We start from the raw sequence: 16,239 nt of genomic DNA, 5'->3' as shown, positions 1-16,239 counted from the left end.
CGAACTTAGTACCAGTTCATGAGTGAAACACCCAAACCTGCATAAGTTGCACGGTGGTTATAGTCAATTAAGCTTTCACCATATCCATTAAATAGCTGGAAGTGACCACGTAACTTACCACTAATTGGGAATGCCCAGTCAAACTGAACAGCTCCATGAGAGTCATCTCCACCTTTTAAAGAGTGACGTAACATTAGGGAGAAGTCGTTATCTTTCCACTTATAAAAAGCGGTCAAATCGCCTCGTCCAATATAATCCTCAATATCGGGGTTGTTATCATCTTTGGCAGCTTCATTAATACGTATCCAAGGACGAAGCATTACAGCAAAATTGCCACGCTCTAAGCCGACATTAAAGATAACACGGTTCCAACTACGAGATAACGGATCTGAACGACCATTCGATTGGTGATTTAAAGTGACACCAAGCAAGCGACCATCTAAACCGAGTAACTCATAGTTTGTTCTAAACATTAAGCTAGCTTCAGGCTCATAGTTTGTTTCACGGAAAGGCCGAGATTCTTTAGAGTTAAAAGTCTGCCAACGTGAAGATTGAGTATAACCTACCCACAAATCACCATTGTTACCAAAAATATTTTCCCAAGCTTTAGTTTTTAAAGAAATTTGAAATTTAGTTTCGGTAGATTTCAAATCTTGAGCTTCTTTAACTGTGTTATTGGGATTTGGGCTAGTTGGAAATTCATTTTTATCGCTCGTCCAAAATACAGGTAGCAAATAGACAGGCTGATAAGCACGAATGTTCCAATCACCAAGTTTACTCTTTTCAGATAACTCCCAACGTTGGTCTAATAAAGAAGTAGTAGGTTCAATTTTCGGAGCCTTCCCTATTACTTTAATATTACTAACCGTATCTACAACCTTCTCTTTAAAAGTTTCAGGCTGAACAGCAGGATTATCAATTTTTTTAACAGGCTCTGGTACTGCGGCAGCTTGAACAGCGGGTAAAGCTGAGGGCTTAAATACAGAGTCATAACAAGCTAGGCGATCAGCATTTGAAGCTAGGGCAACACATGCATCTACGGTCGCAGGTTTTACAGGGGCTAAGGTGTCAGCATATACCACCGACGCACATAAACAGCTAAGCAGGGTCCCCATACTTAGCTGTAAAGATGTGCGTTCAAATTGTCTGAACGCCATGTTCATCTCCAATTTTTATTTTAATTAACTTGTTTAATCGTAAAGCCCAGTTGTTGCAATTCATCACGTTTTGCAAAAGGTGCAACCACAGCTTTTACAGGTGTTTGTTCAATTAAATATTGACGTGCAACACGTTGTAAATCATCTAAAGTTACATGCAATAATCTTTCACGTAAGGTACGACGGAAAGTTGGAGTTCTTGCATGTAACAGTGCATAACACGCTGTAATTGCCTCACCAGCTGGTGAACCAGGTTTATCCATACTCGCCACCAAACCAAGAATTGCTTCTTCAAGCTGATGAGGTTGTTGCTCTGTATTTAACAACCATTGCACACTCGCTTCAAAGTCTTTAAAAGTGTCAGCTAAACGAGGATCACGGTAACTAAAGAAACGGAATGAACATGCATTTCCATCATAGCTAGCACCACCACCATAAGCACCACCTTTTTCACGGATAGCGCTGTGCAAGAAACCATTACGCAAGTATGCTGCTAACACCATTAAAGGTGCCGCATCCGGATGAGACACTTCAACTGCTTGATATGCCGAAGCACAGAACTGAACATTGGTTTGAATTAACCAAGCTTCATGTTCATTATCATTTTCTTGCTCGACTTGGGTTAACTCAGCCGCTGCTGTATCAACGTTTAATTTATCCCAAACGTTTTGAATTTCTTCAACTAAACGCTCTGACTGATGCTCTTCACATACAAGCAAGAACTGTTTAGGCGCTTGCAATAGTTTGGTATGGATATGCTTCAATTCAGCAATCAGGGCATTATAAGCAGCATCGTCTTGAGTAATGTTAGTAACAAGCTCGCCTAACCAGTTCAACGCACCTAAACCTGTGTTTTGATAGTCACGTTGAGCCAATGCACTCATGTTACGAGAAGCGATCTGCATCGCGTAGCTATGACCAGCACCAGATAAACGAGACTGCCAGCGTGTCTTACGTTGTTGCAACAACTCAATAATTCGCTCTTTTTCATCAAAGCGGAGTTGTTCAAATGCTAATTTTAATAGATGAATTGCATCAAACTTCTGCGTTAGAGATTTAGTCGTTAATGTTAACCAAGCGCTAATTTTGTCTTTATCATCAACTTTACTGCGTAATGAAGCGCCCATTCCTAAACCACCACTTACAGCTGTTTGTAAGTTTTGTAATTCAAGATAGTCATACTCACCTGCACCAACTTCACCCATTAAGATAGAGAGCAAATTAAAGTATGGCGATTTAACAACATCATCAGGAATCTGAATGAGAACTTGTTGATAGTAAATACCATTCGTTCCTGCATGATACAAATTCAACGGCGTATCCATTCGATTACAGATAATTTCGCGCAATTGACCTTGTACAATATGCAAGTCAGCTGGAACGTCTTCTAGGCCTACTTTTGGTAATAGCTCAAGATTATCTGGCGTATCTTGACGCTCTTGTAACGCTTTGGTTTTAGCAACGATCTCTGCTTTATCTTCTTCAGTTAGCTTTTCACCAATCGCAGCTAAACGTGCTTTTTCAGCTTCTTGCTCTTTTACTGACTTGGTTGCATCAGGTACTAAAGTCATTTGTACGCGGTGCGGATTATCTAACAAATGTGTTTGAATTAAATTAGATAACCACATTGGGTCTTGAAGTTCTTCTTTGACCTGAGCAATAGCACTGTCAACATCCCAAATTTGAATCGGGTCGTTATGGTGAATAGCCCCACTTAAACCATTTAAGATCAGGCTTAAGCCATATGGTGTGCCGTCACCATTAATTTCACGTTGATGCAATTCGATTTGATGCAAAATTGCATCAACTAACGATGAGTCAATTGGTTTTGCAGCCACTTCACGTAAAACATTTAAGACACCATCTCTAAAGCTTTGTGCATGCTCTGGATTTGAACCTTGAACGCCGCAATAGAATGTCATTTCAAAATTACTGTCGTCTACTCCCATTAAAGGACCAGTCGACTGAGCATAACCACAAGTTTCTAAATAATGACGTAGTGGTGAAGCAGAGTTTTCTAGTAAAACACCTTCGACCAAACGCATACCTAGACGTAGTTTGATATCACTCGCTTGTGGTAACAACCAAGACAACACATGGTAAGTTTTGTCTTTTAACTCATCACCATCAACAGCATAGGTTTCAGTGACTTCAACAGGAGCTGTTAAACGTTTTTCTGGTTTTGAATATAAAGTTGTACCCGCAGTAAATTTATGTAGAGCTAGTTTTTCAAATTGCTCTTGTAACTCATACGCCGTTTGGTTACCGAAAGTCATAAATACCGCATTACTTGGATGATAATGGGTTTTATAAAATTCGACTAACTGTTCATAGGTTAAGTCAGGAATGTCTTTTGGATCACCACCTGAGTTGTAGTGATATGTAGTTTCAGGGAATAGATGATGAGCTAACTGATGATAAAGCTGGTCAGACGGCGCACTCATCGCACCTTTCATTTCATTGAACACTACGCCTTTATATACAGGCTGACCGTTTTCAAGTTCAATACGGATTCCTTCTTGAGCAAAATCAAGAGGATTCAAATTTGCCGAGAAAGCTGCATCAAGATAAACAGAGAGTAAGTTTTGGAAATCTTTCTTATTTTGAGTCGCAAATGGATAGGCTGTCCAATCTGCTGCTGTAAACGCGTTCATAAATGTATTTAATGAACGGCGAATCATTAAAAAGAATGGGTCACGAACAGGAAACTTTTCAGAACCACATAAAGCGGTATGCTCTAAAATATGTGCAGTTCCTTTAGAGTCCATAGGTTGTGTTCTGAACGCAACAAGAAATACATTTTCATCATAATCAGTTGCCAAGTGATAATGCACCGCACCTGTGACTTTATGCTTATATTCAGACACTAAAATATCTAATGCTTCAACATGGTGCTGACGTAGCAACTGAAACGCAGGGTGAACAGTTTGAGAAATGGTTTCAGTGACATCTACAGTCATGTGATCTCCTAACATATCGGATAAGTGAATAAGTCTCATTATAGCCTGAGTCGGCTTGAGATTGGCGAACAAAAGCCAAGTAAAATACTATGTTTTTGTTGAGTATTAGTTTTCATGGGCATAGCTTTGATATCAAGCACATAGCCAACTTAGTTGTATCCTACCAGAACAAAACCTTTTAATACTATCTATATGCTACACGACAAATAAAAAAGCTCACCAAAATGATGAGCTTTTTAGACTTTTTCAATTAAAAACGATAGCGAAGTGCAACTTGAGCATTTAAAGGATCACCCATCATATTTGAATCATTTGCTCCACTATGGCCTGAAACAAAATAATCGCGATCAAACAAGTTATTTAGGTTTAAGTTCACATCATAACGTTCACTTTGATAACCTAAAGCTGCATTTACAACCGCATATCCAGGTAAAACGTTTTTGTTATCTGGTGCACTAAAGCGCGATGATTCACCACGACCACCTACAGCTGCATACCAATGATCATTAATTTGATATTTTAACCACAGGTTAGCTGTGTTGTTTGGCGTAAGCGCTGAGTGATTACCCGTAAATCCAACAGTCGACTTTTCAATCTTACCATCCATATAAGAATAGCCAGCTAGCACTGACAACTGATCAGTCAACTGACCTGTTAATGAAAGTTCAACACCTTTTGTTTTTTGCTCGCCTGCCAATAGTGCTTGATTTGGATTAGCTGGATCTTGGTTTTGAATATTGGTTTGGCTCATTTCAAATAAAGCCAATGTCACGTTCAATTGATCATTCACATCCCATTTTGCACCGACTTCAACATTTTCAGATTTTGTAGGACTTAAATCAGCACTATTTGTATATAAAACAAATGAATCAGCTAAAGGCTGGAAAGAACGGTTATAGGAAGTGTAAAGTGAAAGATTGCTCAATGGCTGATAAACCAACCCGATTCGTGGAGAGTAAGTGTTATCCGTTCTATTTAATATTTGAGACTTCACTTTATTATTACGATCTTGTGATAGATTGTCGTAACGTAAACCAACTAAAACTTTCAGCTGATCTGTAACTGTCATTAAATCTTGTAAATAGATACCATAGGTTTCAAAGGTATTACTATTATTAGTTTCCGCAGCAATACTTGTATCTAATGGAGCCCAATTTTCAAGCTCTGGGTTAAATATATTGGTAATTTGGCGAGCTTTGCTCCACACAAGTTCATCTTTGTGCTGCTTACTATATTCAGCACCAATTAATGTATTGTGCTTTAAAAAACCTGTATTAAATAAAGTACTCAGTTCTTGCTGAATATACACGCCATCTTCATTACGTATCCGCTTACTTTGACTTAATTGAATTTGATCAGCTGGCAATTTATTTTTTTTAGAATCTTGATGAGAAACCACACTATATTGACGGTCTAACGAGTAGTTATAGTGGCGAACTGCACCATGATATTTGAGTTGATCATTGAACTCATGATCTAAGCTGATAGTCTGGCTTGAGATTTCAGTATCGACATCCCCAACTTCTTTACCGTTTAATGCACCATAAAAAGTTTTAGGATTTGTCTTAACTGGTTTACCTGTAATTGGATCTGTCGGGAAACCTTGATCAGCTAGACGATCATCGTGCAAGTAGTCGGCCTGAAGTAAAAGTTTGGTTTTATCAGTAATATCCCACTGTACAGATGGAGCCACCGCCTGTCGTTTTAAAAATGCCTGATCGCGATAACCATCTGAGTCTTCAACTGCACCAGTTAAACGAACTTTAACATTCTCGGCTACTTTTTCATTTACATCGACTTCTGCACGACGTTGCCCTGTAGTACTGCCAATCAGGCTCACTTCACGCAAGGATTGATCCATTGGCTTTTTATTAATTTTATTGACTAACCCTCCCGCCGAACCACGTCCATATAATACAGAAGCAGGTCCTTTTAGTACCTCAACTCGTTCAACATTCGACATATCACGAAAATACAAAGCATCATCGCGAATACCATCTACATAATTATCTGTGATTGCAGAGAAACCGCGAATCATGACCTGATCACGTTGCCCATCCCCCACACTAAAGCTCAAACCAGCAACGTTTTGCAAAGCACCTTGCATAGAAGTCACTGTCTGCTCTCTTAGAATTTGTTTCGGTACAACATTTACAATTTGAGGAACATCTTTTAATTGCATAAGTCCTTTAGTGGCACTTGATGCTTGTCCTACCTCTTGTTTTAAACTGTTTTCCTTGTCAGCTTTTACTGAAATCGTTGGAAGGTTGGTTACAGCCTGTGAGTCTGTCTCTGCGGCATATACATGGCCTGTTATAACCCCAACTGATGAAATAAATAAAATAGAACGTTTCATGTAAGTTCGCTATGAATAATTTCAGGCGAAGTTTCAATGAAATACTATACATTTGTAAATATTATCAAGAATCATTATTAATTGATAATATTTATTAAAAAGAATATTTCGATTGCTTAGGCAAACAATAAAACTCTACTAACTGCTGAATTACCTGAATTTTATTCAATAAACTACAGCAAATGTGAGCAATGGTGTAAAATTATCAGTCTGATTTTTTTATTCTGTGACAACACATATGGCAACTGTAGATCTTTTTGCAATTGGTAATGCATTAATCGACCAAGAATTTAAAGTGTCTGATGATTTTCTTAGTCAGCAAGGCTTACAAAAAGGCACCATGCAGTTGTCTGACGGTGAAACACAATCTGCCCTTTATGAAAAATTAAAGCAAACTCAAGACTACAAAGGCCAAGCAAGTGGTGGTTCTGCTGCAAATACAACTGTAGCTTTTAGTGCATTAGGTGGAACTGCTTTTTATGGTTGCCGCGTTGGCAACGATGATTTGGGTTCAATTTATCTGCAAGGTCTAAATGATGCAGGCATCCAGACTACGCCAAAGTCAATCAGTGAAGGTGTAACAGGCACCTGTATGGTACTTATTAGTCCAGATTCTGAGCGTACCATGCATACCTATTTAGGTATTACAGCTGAACTCTCTCAAGACCAAATCGATTTTGAGCCATTAAAAACAGCAAAATGGCTTTATATTGAAGGCTACCTTTCTACGAGTGAAACGGCACGTAAAGCGGTAAAACAAGCTCGAGAAATTGCCAAAGCTCACGGCGTTAAAATTGCGTTATCTTTATCAGACCCTGCAATGGTTCAATACGCACGTGAAGGCTTAGAAGAGCTTATGGATGATGGTGTAGATTTATTGTTCTGTAATGAACAAGAAGCTTTAATGTATACCAATACTTCTACTATTGAGGATGCACTCACTCAGTTGCGTTTTAAAAACCATACTGTTGTGATTACACAAAGTGCCAAAGGTGCTTTAGTTGCAAATTCAACCCAACATTTTCATGTACCTGGCCGTCACGTAGAAGCTGTAGATACCAATGGTGCTGGTGATGCTTTTGCTGGTGCCTTCCTCTATGCATTAAATCATCATGAAGATTTAACTGCTGCGGCGCAGTTAGCCATCTTAATTTCTAGTGAAGTTGTGTCTCAATTTGGTCCTCGTTTAGCCATTAATGACTATGCTAAACTTCTCGAAAATTTTCAGAAGGAATGTGCTTGAAATGGAAAGGATCTGTATGACGGAAGAAGTTCCTGAGCGTGAAGCTAGAGCTTTTGACACTTTACAAGGAACGACTATTTTCATTACACAGCGTGATGGCTCATTCTATGCCTATCAGAATTTATGCCCGCATTTGCAAACCGAACTTGAGTATTTAGAAAATCAATTTCTAGACCAAGACAAAGAATATATTCAATGCTCTACTCACGGTGCTTTATTTAACGTGGAAACTGGCGAATGTATTTCAGGTCCTTGTTTAGGTGATTTTTTAAATAAAGTTGAGATTAAAGTACATTCAGATGGCGGTATTTATATCGTAGACTGAGATCATCAACATTAGAGTTTCTACCATGGCTGATTTCTTTTTTAATTATTATCTTATGCCATTTCATTTAAGTGTTGTGGCTTTGATATTGCTCAGTGTGGTAGAAACTATTGGTATGTATATCGGGTTACGGCCGAGTCAACTCCTAAAAAAAATTGCACCAGACTGGCTTACTAACTCACCTATACTTAATGTTAAGTTTTCTAAAGCTCTAATTTTTGTTTTTTTACTCATTAATTTCAGTTTTGCTGGTTACTTCTTACAGCTGTCTTTCTTTGCTATACAGCATTACTTTATCACTCCATTTTACTTAATCATCCCTGCACTGGTCATTGCAATCTTTTTTACCGTATTTATGATTCATTGTCTTGATCAAGTGATTAAACCAAAGCATACACATACCAATTACAATCTTTTAGGGCGACTAGCAACTATCTCTAGTGGTAGTGCCAGACCCGGTTTTTCAGCTCAAGCACGTGTACGTGATGAGTTCGGCCAACTACACTACGTGCAAGTTGAACCAGAATATGGCGAGCTAGAATTATATTCACAAGTCATTCTTATTAAAGTGCATAAAAGCCATTATGTTGCCAAAAAAATCTCCTTATCAAACGATCTTTTTGCACCCGATTAATTTTCCATAATTTTTGTCTTTTATCAGTTTAATAACTTTATTATTCCCTTCTATCTTTTTATTTTTTAATTAAATTAATCCAACTATTTTAGTTAGAAATAAAAATAATGTTATTATATCCAACCATTTTAATCAGAATTAAATTTAACTATACCATTTTAATCAACTTAAAATATTTATTTACAAGTGTTTTAGTTGGATTTAATAATCAATCCAAACTATTTTAGTAAGATATTTTATTTAAAATTATTTAAATACATAAGATATTGTTTTATATAAAAAAGATAATTAAGTTTTTATTTAAAATATATTTATTGTTTATTTTTAATATATTTTGATTAATAATGAAATTAATATGTATCGAGGTTTATTTTATGAGCCTTAAAAATCTAGATATTAATGCCAAATTAGTTAGAGAAATTACGATTATTCTAATAATTAAAGTCGTGCTTCTCTTAACAATCAAACATATTTGGTTTGACGCTCCCACTATCCCCAAAAATTTCGACAATCAAGTCGCTGAGCATATTGCAGGCGATAACACTTCCCACATTAAGGAGACACGTTGATGATTTCTGAAAGCGTGGTTGATCTTTCGCGGTTCCAATTTGCCATGACCGCAATGTATCACTTTCTTTTCGTACCTTTGACCCTAGGCCTTGCATTTATTCTGGCTATTATGGAAACAACTTATGTGATATCTGGTAAAGAAATTTACAAAGATATGACTAAGTTTTGGGGAAAATTATTTGGTATTAACTTTGCCTTAGGTGTAACTACAGGCTTAACCATGGAGTTCCAATTCGGGACAAACTGGGCATATTACTCACATTATGTAGGTGATATTTTCGGTGCACCATTAGCAATTGAAGGCTTAATGGCATTCTTCCTTGAGTCAACATTTATTGGTTTATTCTTTTTCGGATGGGATCGCCTGAGCAAAGTACAACATTTAGGTGTAACTTGGTTAGTTGCTCTTGGCTCTAATATGTCAGCGCTCTGGATTTTAGTTGCGAATGGCTGGATGCAAAACCCGGTAGGTGCAGCATTTAACTTCGAAACCATGCGTATGGAGCTTTTCGATTTCAGTGCACTTATTTTCAACCCAGTTGCACAGGTTAAATTTGTACATACTGTTTCTGCCGGATATGTAACAGGTGCGATTTTCGTACTTGCCATTTCAAGCTACTATCTACTCAAAAAACGTGATCTTCCTTTCGCCCGCCGTTCATTTGCAATTGCCGCAATTTTCGGACTCGCTTCTACACTTTCAGTGATTTTGCTTGGTGATGAATCTGGTTATGAGCTAGGTGATGTGCAAAAAACTAAACTCGCTGCAATTGAAGCCGAATGGGATACTCACCCTGCTCCAGCCCCATTTACGTTATTTGGTGTACCCAACCATGAAGAAATGCGAACAGACTATGCAGTTAAAATTCCATATGCATTAGGTCTAATTGCAACTCGTTCAACAACTAAAGAAGTCACTGGTTTAAAAGACTTAATGCAACAGCATGAAGTACGTATTCGTAACGGTATGCTTGCTTATGCTGAACTTGAAAAACTACGTGCTGGTGATCGCTCACCTGAGTTGTTAGCTTCATTTGAAAAAAATCAAAAAGATTTAGGTTATGGCCTACTTCTTAAAAAATATGCACCAAATGTTGTAGATGCAAGCGAACAAAACATACAAGCAGCTGTGAAAGATACTGTTCCAAATGTTACAGCGTTATTCTTCTCGTTCCGTGCAATGGTTGCATCTGGTTTCTTAATGTTGCTTCTTTTCATTTTAGCGACTTGGGCTGTTGCGAAAAGAAATGCTGAGAATAAACCTTGGCTACTTAAATATGCATTATTTGCCTTACCACTTCCATGGATTGCTGCACAAACTGGTTGGTATGTAGCTGAGGGCGGCCGTCAGCCGTGGTCTATTGGTGAGATTTTACCAACACACTTATCAGCTTCAAGTTTAAGTACAGGCGATGTGTGGGGTTCCATCCTCGCGTTAGCAGCGTTCTATACCGTCCTTTTAATTATTGAAATGTACTTAATGATTAAATTTGCTCGCTTAGGACCAAGCTCACTTCACACTGGTAAATACCATTTTGAAAAACAAGAGCCAAAAGCAGCTGTTAATGGGGAGGCTTTATCATGATTGAATACGAACTCCTGAAAATCATATGGTGGGTGTTAGTTGGGGTGTTGCTTATTGGGTTTGCTTTAACCGATGGCTTCGATATGGGCTCAATGGCACTCATGCCTTTTGTTGGCAAGACTGATAACGAACGACGTGCTGCTATTAATACCATAGCACCACACTGGGATGGTAATCAGGTCTGGTTTATTACAGCAGGTGGCGCCTTATTTGCTGCGTGGCCAATGGTTTACGCGGTTGCATTCTCCGGAATGTATTGGGCCTTATTACTTGTGCTTTTTGCCCTGTTCTTACGCCCTGTAGGTTTTGACTATCGTTCTAAACTCGAAAATAAAAAATGGCGCAACTCTTGGGACTGGGGCCTTTGTATTGGTGGTGCCGTGCCTGCTCTAGTTTTCGGTGTAGCATTCGGTAATTTATTCTTAGGTATTCCTTTTAGTTTAGATAGCACATTGCGCTCTGAATATTCGGGTAGCTTCTTTGCTCTTCTTAACCCGTTTGCTTTAGTTTGCGGCATTGTCAGTTTATCTATGTTGTGTGCGCACGGCGGTGCTTGGCTTATGCTTCGCACAGACGGCGCTTTAAAACAGCGTTCTGCTAAGGCCACTCAAATTATGGCAGCAGTATTCTTGGTTTGCTTTCTTGTTATTGGAGCTTGGTTATACTTCGGTCAAGTTCCTGGTTATAGCTATGCTGCAGCAATTGATACAAATGCTGCACTTAACCCTTTAGCTAAACAGGTAGTCACAAATAACAACTCAGGTTGGATGAACAATTACACTAATTATCCAATTACCAAGATCGCTCCAGTTCTCGCAATTTTAGGGGCAATTATTGCATTCTTTACAGCATCAAAAGCAAAAGCAGGCTTAAGCTTTGCTGGCACAAGCTTAATGATTGTAGGTGCGATCTTAACTGCTGGTTTTGCACTCTTCCCATTTTTATTACCATCAAGTGTCAATCCAAACTCTAGCTTAACAATGTGGGATGCGGTATCAAGCCATCGTACTTTAGGGGTTATGACTGTTGCTGCATGCATATTCGTTCCGATCATTTTGCTCTACACCAGTTGGTCGTATTACAAAATGTGGGGCGTGATTACCAACAAACATATCGAGTCAAACTCGCACAGCTTGTACTAATAAGGAGAAGCATATGTGGTATTTCGCATGGATTCTTGGAATTTTGATGGCATGTTTTGCGGGTGTACTCAGTGCGCTTTATATCGAACATCATCAAAATTTAGATGAGGAATAAATCATGGCAAACGCAATGACAGCACCAAATCAACGAAAAGCTCAAGCATTCGCAATGGCCATTTCATTTCTGTTGGCATTGCCGCTTGCTGTAATTTTACTGGTGCATCCTTCCCTCATGTTAGATGCAAACGGACACTACAATCATAGCCAGCTTATGCTGGTGATGGTGGGTATTTCTGGAGGCTTCATTTACGGGGTTGGTTTTGTACCACACTTCTGGTTATGGAAATGGTTATTTAGCCCATGGGTAGCTTGGCCTCTCATGCTTTTAGGCTATTACATCTGGTTTTTAACCTAAAAAAAGGACCTCATTTGAGGTCCTTTTTCATTTCAATTAGTTTAATTGGTATAAGTGGTATTCCAACGTCTGCTTCAATCGGATATGGTTCTACATGACCTGTTTTTGCATAACCACGTCTCTCATAATAAGCAATTAGCTCCGAACGTACATTTAAAACATACATGAGTGCACTGTCCAATTCTGGTGTTTTTTGCAAAGCGAACTGTTCAGCATACTCCAAAACCGAACGACCTACTTTCATATTCTGTATTTGAGGATCTGTACAGAATGTTCCTATCTCAACAGTATTGTTCTGAAATGTAAGACCAATACATGCAACAATTTGTGAAGAATCTATTTCTGCAACTAATAATACCGAGTTAGACAATTTCAATTGCTGTGTCAATTGTTCTTGACTAATACGTTGGCCTTTCACGAATTCAACTTCAGTTGTCCAGCTTCTACCTTGTTGTGTTCTATAAGAATGATTAATCAAGTCTAAAAGTGATGGAATGTCACTTAGTTCAGCTAAACGGAAATTTAAATTCATCATAAATATGCTTAGGCTATTTTAAATATTTAAAGAATAAAGCCGATATTAAATCGGCTTTATCTTGAATAGCATTTGTTTATTTTGTTTGTTCAGCTAACAAAGCCATAAATTTTTGACGCTCAGCCTTAGAAGATTTTTGCCAAAGCTCGACTAGACGCTGATCATTTGTTTGTGCAACACCTGCCGAAGGTATTGTTGCGGCAATAGATGTTGTAACTTGAGAAGTAGATGGCTTAGCAGCAGCATAAACAGGTTCAGGCTGTGGTTTAGAAGGCTTTGTCGTAAAGTCAGCCACCTTACCCAACAAACCCGTTGCAAACCAAGGTTTTGCTTCGTTGTTTGCACCAGTTTGCTGAACAACCAGTTCGTTATTTGAGTTATATAAAGCGACTGTTGGTTGCTCAGCATATTTCTTTGCTTGCTCATATTTTTTTGGTACACCCACCATAGCAAGCTTATAAGTTTGACCATCTTTTAAAGTTGGAGTTTGAATTGTAACAACACCAGACTTAACAATATCGTGTTCACCATTTAGATGTTCAAAGTATTCTTGATAACGCACACTTAGGTTTGTTTCACCCGCATCAACTTTGTAGTTATTTTTAGAGGAACGGAATAATCCTGAATTGACTTCTTGACCGTTCACCGCAAGGATTACAATTTCCTCAGGTGCCGTAATTGTAACTGCTGAAAATACCGAACCGCTTAGTAATAAACCAATTGCAGCAACACTTAATCTTAAAGTCATCTGTTCACGTCTCTATAATATTTAATAGTTTGTAAAAACATGAGCAATATGCAATATGATTATGACGATTTTATGACACTATCTGTTTTAGCATAGCTACACTTAAAACTTTTAAAATATATTATTGAATTATAATAAATAACTATTTTTCATGTTAATTTTGAACACAAAAAAAAAGAGTACCATTGAGGTACTCTTTTGATTAACTAAAATTAGTTAAATGTTTTGAAACGATCTTCATCGTTAATGAATGCTTTTTCACCAGCTGGTGCTTCAACAGAACCAAATACTAATTGAGCACGTAATTTCCAAGTTGATGGGATATCAAATGCTTCAGCAGCGTCAGCATCAACAATTGGGTTATAGTGTTGTAAAGAAGCACCTAAACCAAGTTCTGAAAGCGCAGTCCAAGTTGCAAATTGTGCAATTGCGGTTGAATGTTCAGACCAAACTGGAAAGTTGTCTGCATATAGTTCAAATTGCTCTTGCAAGTTTTTAATAACAGCTTGATCTTCGTAAAATAGTACTGTACCAACACCGGCAACGAAACTATCAATTTTTGCATTAGTACCAGCAAAAGCATCTGCAGGAACAATTTTACGTAATGCCTCACGAACCAAATTCCAAAATTTAGTATGTGATTCACCATATAGAGTAACTACACGTGAAGATTGCGAATTAAACGATGAAGGACTATGTTTAACGGCTTCACGAATTGTTTCTTCAATTTTTGTGCGATCTAATGCAACATTTTTACCAATTGCATAAATAGTACGACGGTTTTTAATTTTATCTAAGAAAGTAGACATTTTTATTTCCTACCTATTTGTTTGACCATTGGCCGTTGTTTGGGAATGAATATAGTCTATGAAACTCATTTCTTATAATCAGCATTAAAAATATGACAGTTCGTTTTATTTTCGCAACAATAAAAAAAGATATGGATATAAAAAAACCTCACTATTTCATGAGGTTTTTTAGAGTTTAGCTGCAAATTACTTTTCTGTTTCAAATAATGCCGCTACAAATGATTTTGCCGAGAACGGTCTTAAATCATCAATTTTTTCACCCACACCAATAAAACGAATTGGTACATGAGTACGACTAGCAATATTAAACAGTACACCACCTTTTGCAGTGCCGTCCAACTTAGTAATAGTAATACCAGTTAAACCTACTGCTTGATCAAATTCTTGTACTTGGTTAATTGCATTTTGCCCCGTACCTGCATCTACTACTAACATAATTTCATGAGGTGCCGTAGCATCAATTTTTTGCATAACACGCTTAACTTTCTTAAGCTCTTCCATTAAGTTACTTTTGTTATGTAAACGACCTGCGGTATCTGCAATTAACACATCAATACCTTTAGCACGCGCACTTTCAAAAGCATCGAAGATAACCGAAGCACTATCTGCACCATGGCCTTGAGCGACAACAGCAATGTCGTTACGCTCACCCCAAATTTGCAATTGTTCAGTAGCAGCTGCACGGAATGTGTCACCTGCTGCTAACATAACTTTCTTGCCTTCGCCTTGTAAACGCTTAGCCAGTTTACCAATAGTGGTTGTTTTTCCAACACCATTCACGCCCACCATTAAAATCACATAAGGTGATTTATTAGGGTCAATATGCAAAGGCTTCACACGTGGAGCCAGTAAAGCAACCAACTCTTCTTGTAAGGCTTTATAAAGCGAATGTGAATAAATCAAATCGCCACGTGCAGTACGTTCAGTCAAATTGGTAATAATCGTTTTTGTTGCATCTACACCAATATCTGCAACTAATAATTGCTCTTCAACTTCTTCAAGCAGCTCATCATCAATTTCTTTACCACCAATTAAGATATTTACCATACCATCGGTGAAATTACGGCGAGTTTTGCTTAAACCTTCTTTCATTCGCCCAAAGAAACCAGATTTTGGTTGCTCTGGTTCAGTTGAAGGTGCTGTCTCGACAACTTCTGGTGCTTTTACTTCTTGCTTAACAGGTGACTCAACGATAGGAACATCGATAGCAGGTAAATTAGGCAATGTGACATCGTCATCCCCGATCTCAGCATCTATCAAGAATTTATTTTGCATATTCGATTGTTGTTGCATGCCGATTCCTTGAAAAGCAGCGTGTTAAAAAATAGAAAGTTTAGCATAAATTCAAGTTTTTGCCTGCTCCAATAGCGAGCAAAACCTTTCTAAAATAAAGACCATGTTTATTGAGTATCTTCTTGTGCTAACGCAGGATATTCCTTGATGTGATCATGTTCAAACTGATAAGCGTACATTAACTTTAGATACTCTGCCCTATGAATTTTTGATTGAGTCATTATCAACTCTGCCATATCTTGAGTTCTAGGATATGTAGCCTGTCGAGAAAGTTGTACAATTCGTTGATACTGTTCCGAGTTCACAGGACGAAGCAATGCTAAATAAGACAGCATAAAAATACAGCCAATTATAATAATCACAACCAGATTAAAACATTGGTCTGCCTTTAACTCAGACTTTAATTTAAGAAAATTTTCTTTGAATGTGAGCATGACCTACCTCTAATTGATGTAGTGTAGGGTTCA

At 37.9% G+C, this 16,239-nt stretch carries 16 protein-coding genes; 8 read left to right on the top strand and 8 right to left on the bottom strand.

The window, feature by feature from the left end; translation table 11 throughout:
* Window positions 1-5: 5 nt before the first annotated feature.
* The 3 genes from J678_RS06590 to J678_RS06580 all read right to left on the bottom strand — a co-directional run bounded on the left by J678_RS06590 (window position 6) and on the right by J678_RS06580 (window position 6,473).
* Entirely contained in the window at window positions 6-1,157 is a 1,152-nt protein-coding gene (locus J678_RS06590; protein WP_017394072.1) for a phospholipase A, read from the bottom strand.
* A 20-nt stretch (window positions 1,158-1,177) separates the two neighbouring features.
* Window positions 1,178-4,117, bottom strand: coding sequence for an insulinase family protein (locus tag J678_RS06585; RefSeq protein WP_017394073.1), 2,940 nt, complete (start codon window positions 4,115-4,117; stop codon window positions 1,178-1,180).
* A 250-nt stretch (window positions 4,118-4,367) separates the two neighbouring features.
* Window positions 4,368-6,473, bottom strand: coding sequence for a TonB-dependent receptor (locus J678_RS06580; RefSeq protein WP_017394074.1), 2,106 nt, complete (start codon window positions 6,471-6,473; stop codon window positions 4,368-4,370).
* 238 nt (window positions 6,474-6,711) lie between these two features.
* Between J678_RS06580 and J678_RS06575 the strand changes: the two genes are divergently transcribed.
* The 8 genes from J678_RS06575 (at window position 6,712) to J678_RS06550 (ending at window position 12,387) form a co-directional block, all read left to right on the top strand.
* Window positions 6,712-7,716: an adenosine kinase gene (locus tag J678_RS06575; protein ID WP_004708489.1), complete on the top strand. Its 1,005-nt coding sequence runs from the start codon at window positions 6,712-6,714 to the stop codon at window positions 7,714-7,716.
* A gap of 16 nt (window positions 7,717-7,732) precedes the next feature.
* On the top strand, window positions 7,733-8,041 hold the full coding sequence (locus J678_RS06570; protein WP_002050689.1) for a Rieske (2Fe-2S) protein: 309 nt from the start codon (window positions 7,733-7,735) through the stop codon (window positions 8,039-8,041).
* Between the two features lie 25 nt (window positions 8,042-8,066).
* The gene (locus J678_RS06565) at window positions 8,067-8,675 is read left to right on the top strand and encodes an OB-fold-containig protein (RefSeq protein ID WP_002050666.1); all 609 of its coding nucleotides are present in this window, start codon (window positions 8,067-8,069) and stop codon (window positions 8,673-8,675) included.
* Window positions 8,676-9,049: 374 nt separating this feature from the next.
* Complete coding sequence (gene cydP, locus J678_RS0103880; protein ID WP_004701293.1) at window positions 9,050-9,244, top strand: cytochrome oxidase putative small subunit CydP; 195 nt, start codon at window positions 9,050-9,052, stop codon at window positions 9,242-9,244.
* Window positions 9,244-10,830: a cytochrome ubiquinol oxidase subunit I gene (locus tag J678_RS06560; protein ID WP_017394075.1), complete on the top strand. Its 1,587-nt coding sequence runs from the start codon at window positions 9,244-9,246 to the stop codon at window positions 10,828-10,830. Before cydP ends, J678_RS06560 begins: the two co-directional genes overlap by 1 nt.
* Entirely contained in the window at window positions 10,827-11,972 is a 1,146-nt protein-coding gene (gene cydB, locus J678_RS06555; protein WP_017394076.1) for a cytochrome d ubiquinol oxidase subunit II, read from the top strand. The genes J678_RS06560 and cydB overlap by 4 nt, the downstream gene beginning before the upstream one ends.
* A 13-nt stretch (window positions 11,973-11,985) precedes the next feature.
* Entirely contained in the window at window positions 11,986-12,087 is a 102-nt protein-coding gene (gene cydX, locus J678_RS0103875) for a cytochrome bd-I oxidase subunit CydX (protein ID WP_000270276.1), read from the top strand.
* Window positions 12,088-12,387, top strand: coding sequence for a cyd operon YbgE family protein (locus J678_RS06550; RefSeq protein ID WP_079377014.1), 300 nt, complete (start codon window positions 12,088-12,090; stop codon window positions 12,385-12,387). It abuts the gene before it with no gap.
* A 10-nt stretch (window positions 12,388-12,397) separates the two neighbouring features.
* On the opposite strand, the gene J678_RS06545 is transcribed toward J678_RS06550, so the two are convergent.
* The 5 genes from J678_RS06545 to J678_RS06525 form a co-directional block, all read right to left on the bottom strand.
* Window positions 12,398-12,922, bottom strand: a complete 525-nt coding sequence (locus J678_RS06545; protein WP_017394077.1) for a GNAT family N-acetyltransferase — start codon at window positions 12,920-12,922, stop codon at window positions 12,398-12,400.
* Window positions 12,923-12,998: 76 nt separating this feature from the next.
* Window positions 12,999-13,670, bottom strand: a complete 672-nt coding sequence (locus J678_RS06540) for a DUF2057 family protein (RefSeq protein WP_032027202.1) — start codon at window positions 13,668-13,670, stop codon at window positions 12,999-13,001.
* Window positions 13,671-13,882: 212 nt separating this feature from the next.
* A complete protein-coding gene (locus J678_RS06535) occupies window positions 13,883-14,479 on the bottom strand; it encodes a nitroreductase family protein (RefSeq protein WP_002050635.1) in 597 nt (198 codons plus the stop codon).
* A gap of 186 nt (window positions 14,480-14,665) precedes the next feature.
* Window positions 14,666-15,772, bottom strand: a complete 1,107-nt coding sequence (gene ftsY / locus J678_RS06530) for a signal recognition particle-docking protein FtsY (protein WP_002050665.1) — start codon at window positions 15,770-15,772, stop codon at window positions 14,666-14,668.
* A gap of 107 nt (window positions 15,773-15,879) precedes the next feature.
* Complete coding sequence (locus J678_RS06525) at window positions 15,880-16,206, bottom strand: hypothetical protein (protein WP_004708472.1); 327 nt, start codon at window positions 16,204-16,206, stop codon at window positions 15,880-15,882.
* Between the last annotated feature and the right edge of the window lie 33 nt (window positions 16,207-16,239).

The sequence above is a fragment of the Acinetobacter sp. 1424608 genome, assembly GCF_000588255.1.
GTDB lineage: Bacteria > Pseudomonadota > Gammaproteobacteria > Pseudomonadales > Moraxellaceae > Acinetobacter > Acinetobacter nosocomialis.
Note: the sequence above shows the minus strand (reverse complement) of the source record. Positions and strands in the feature narration are given on the sequence as shown.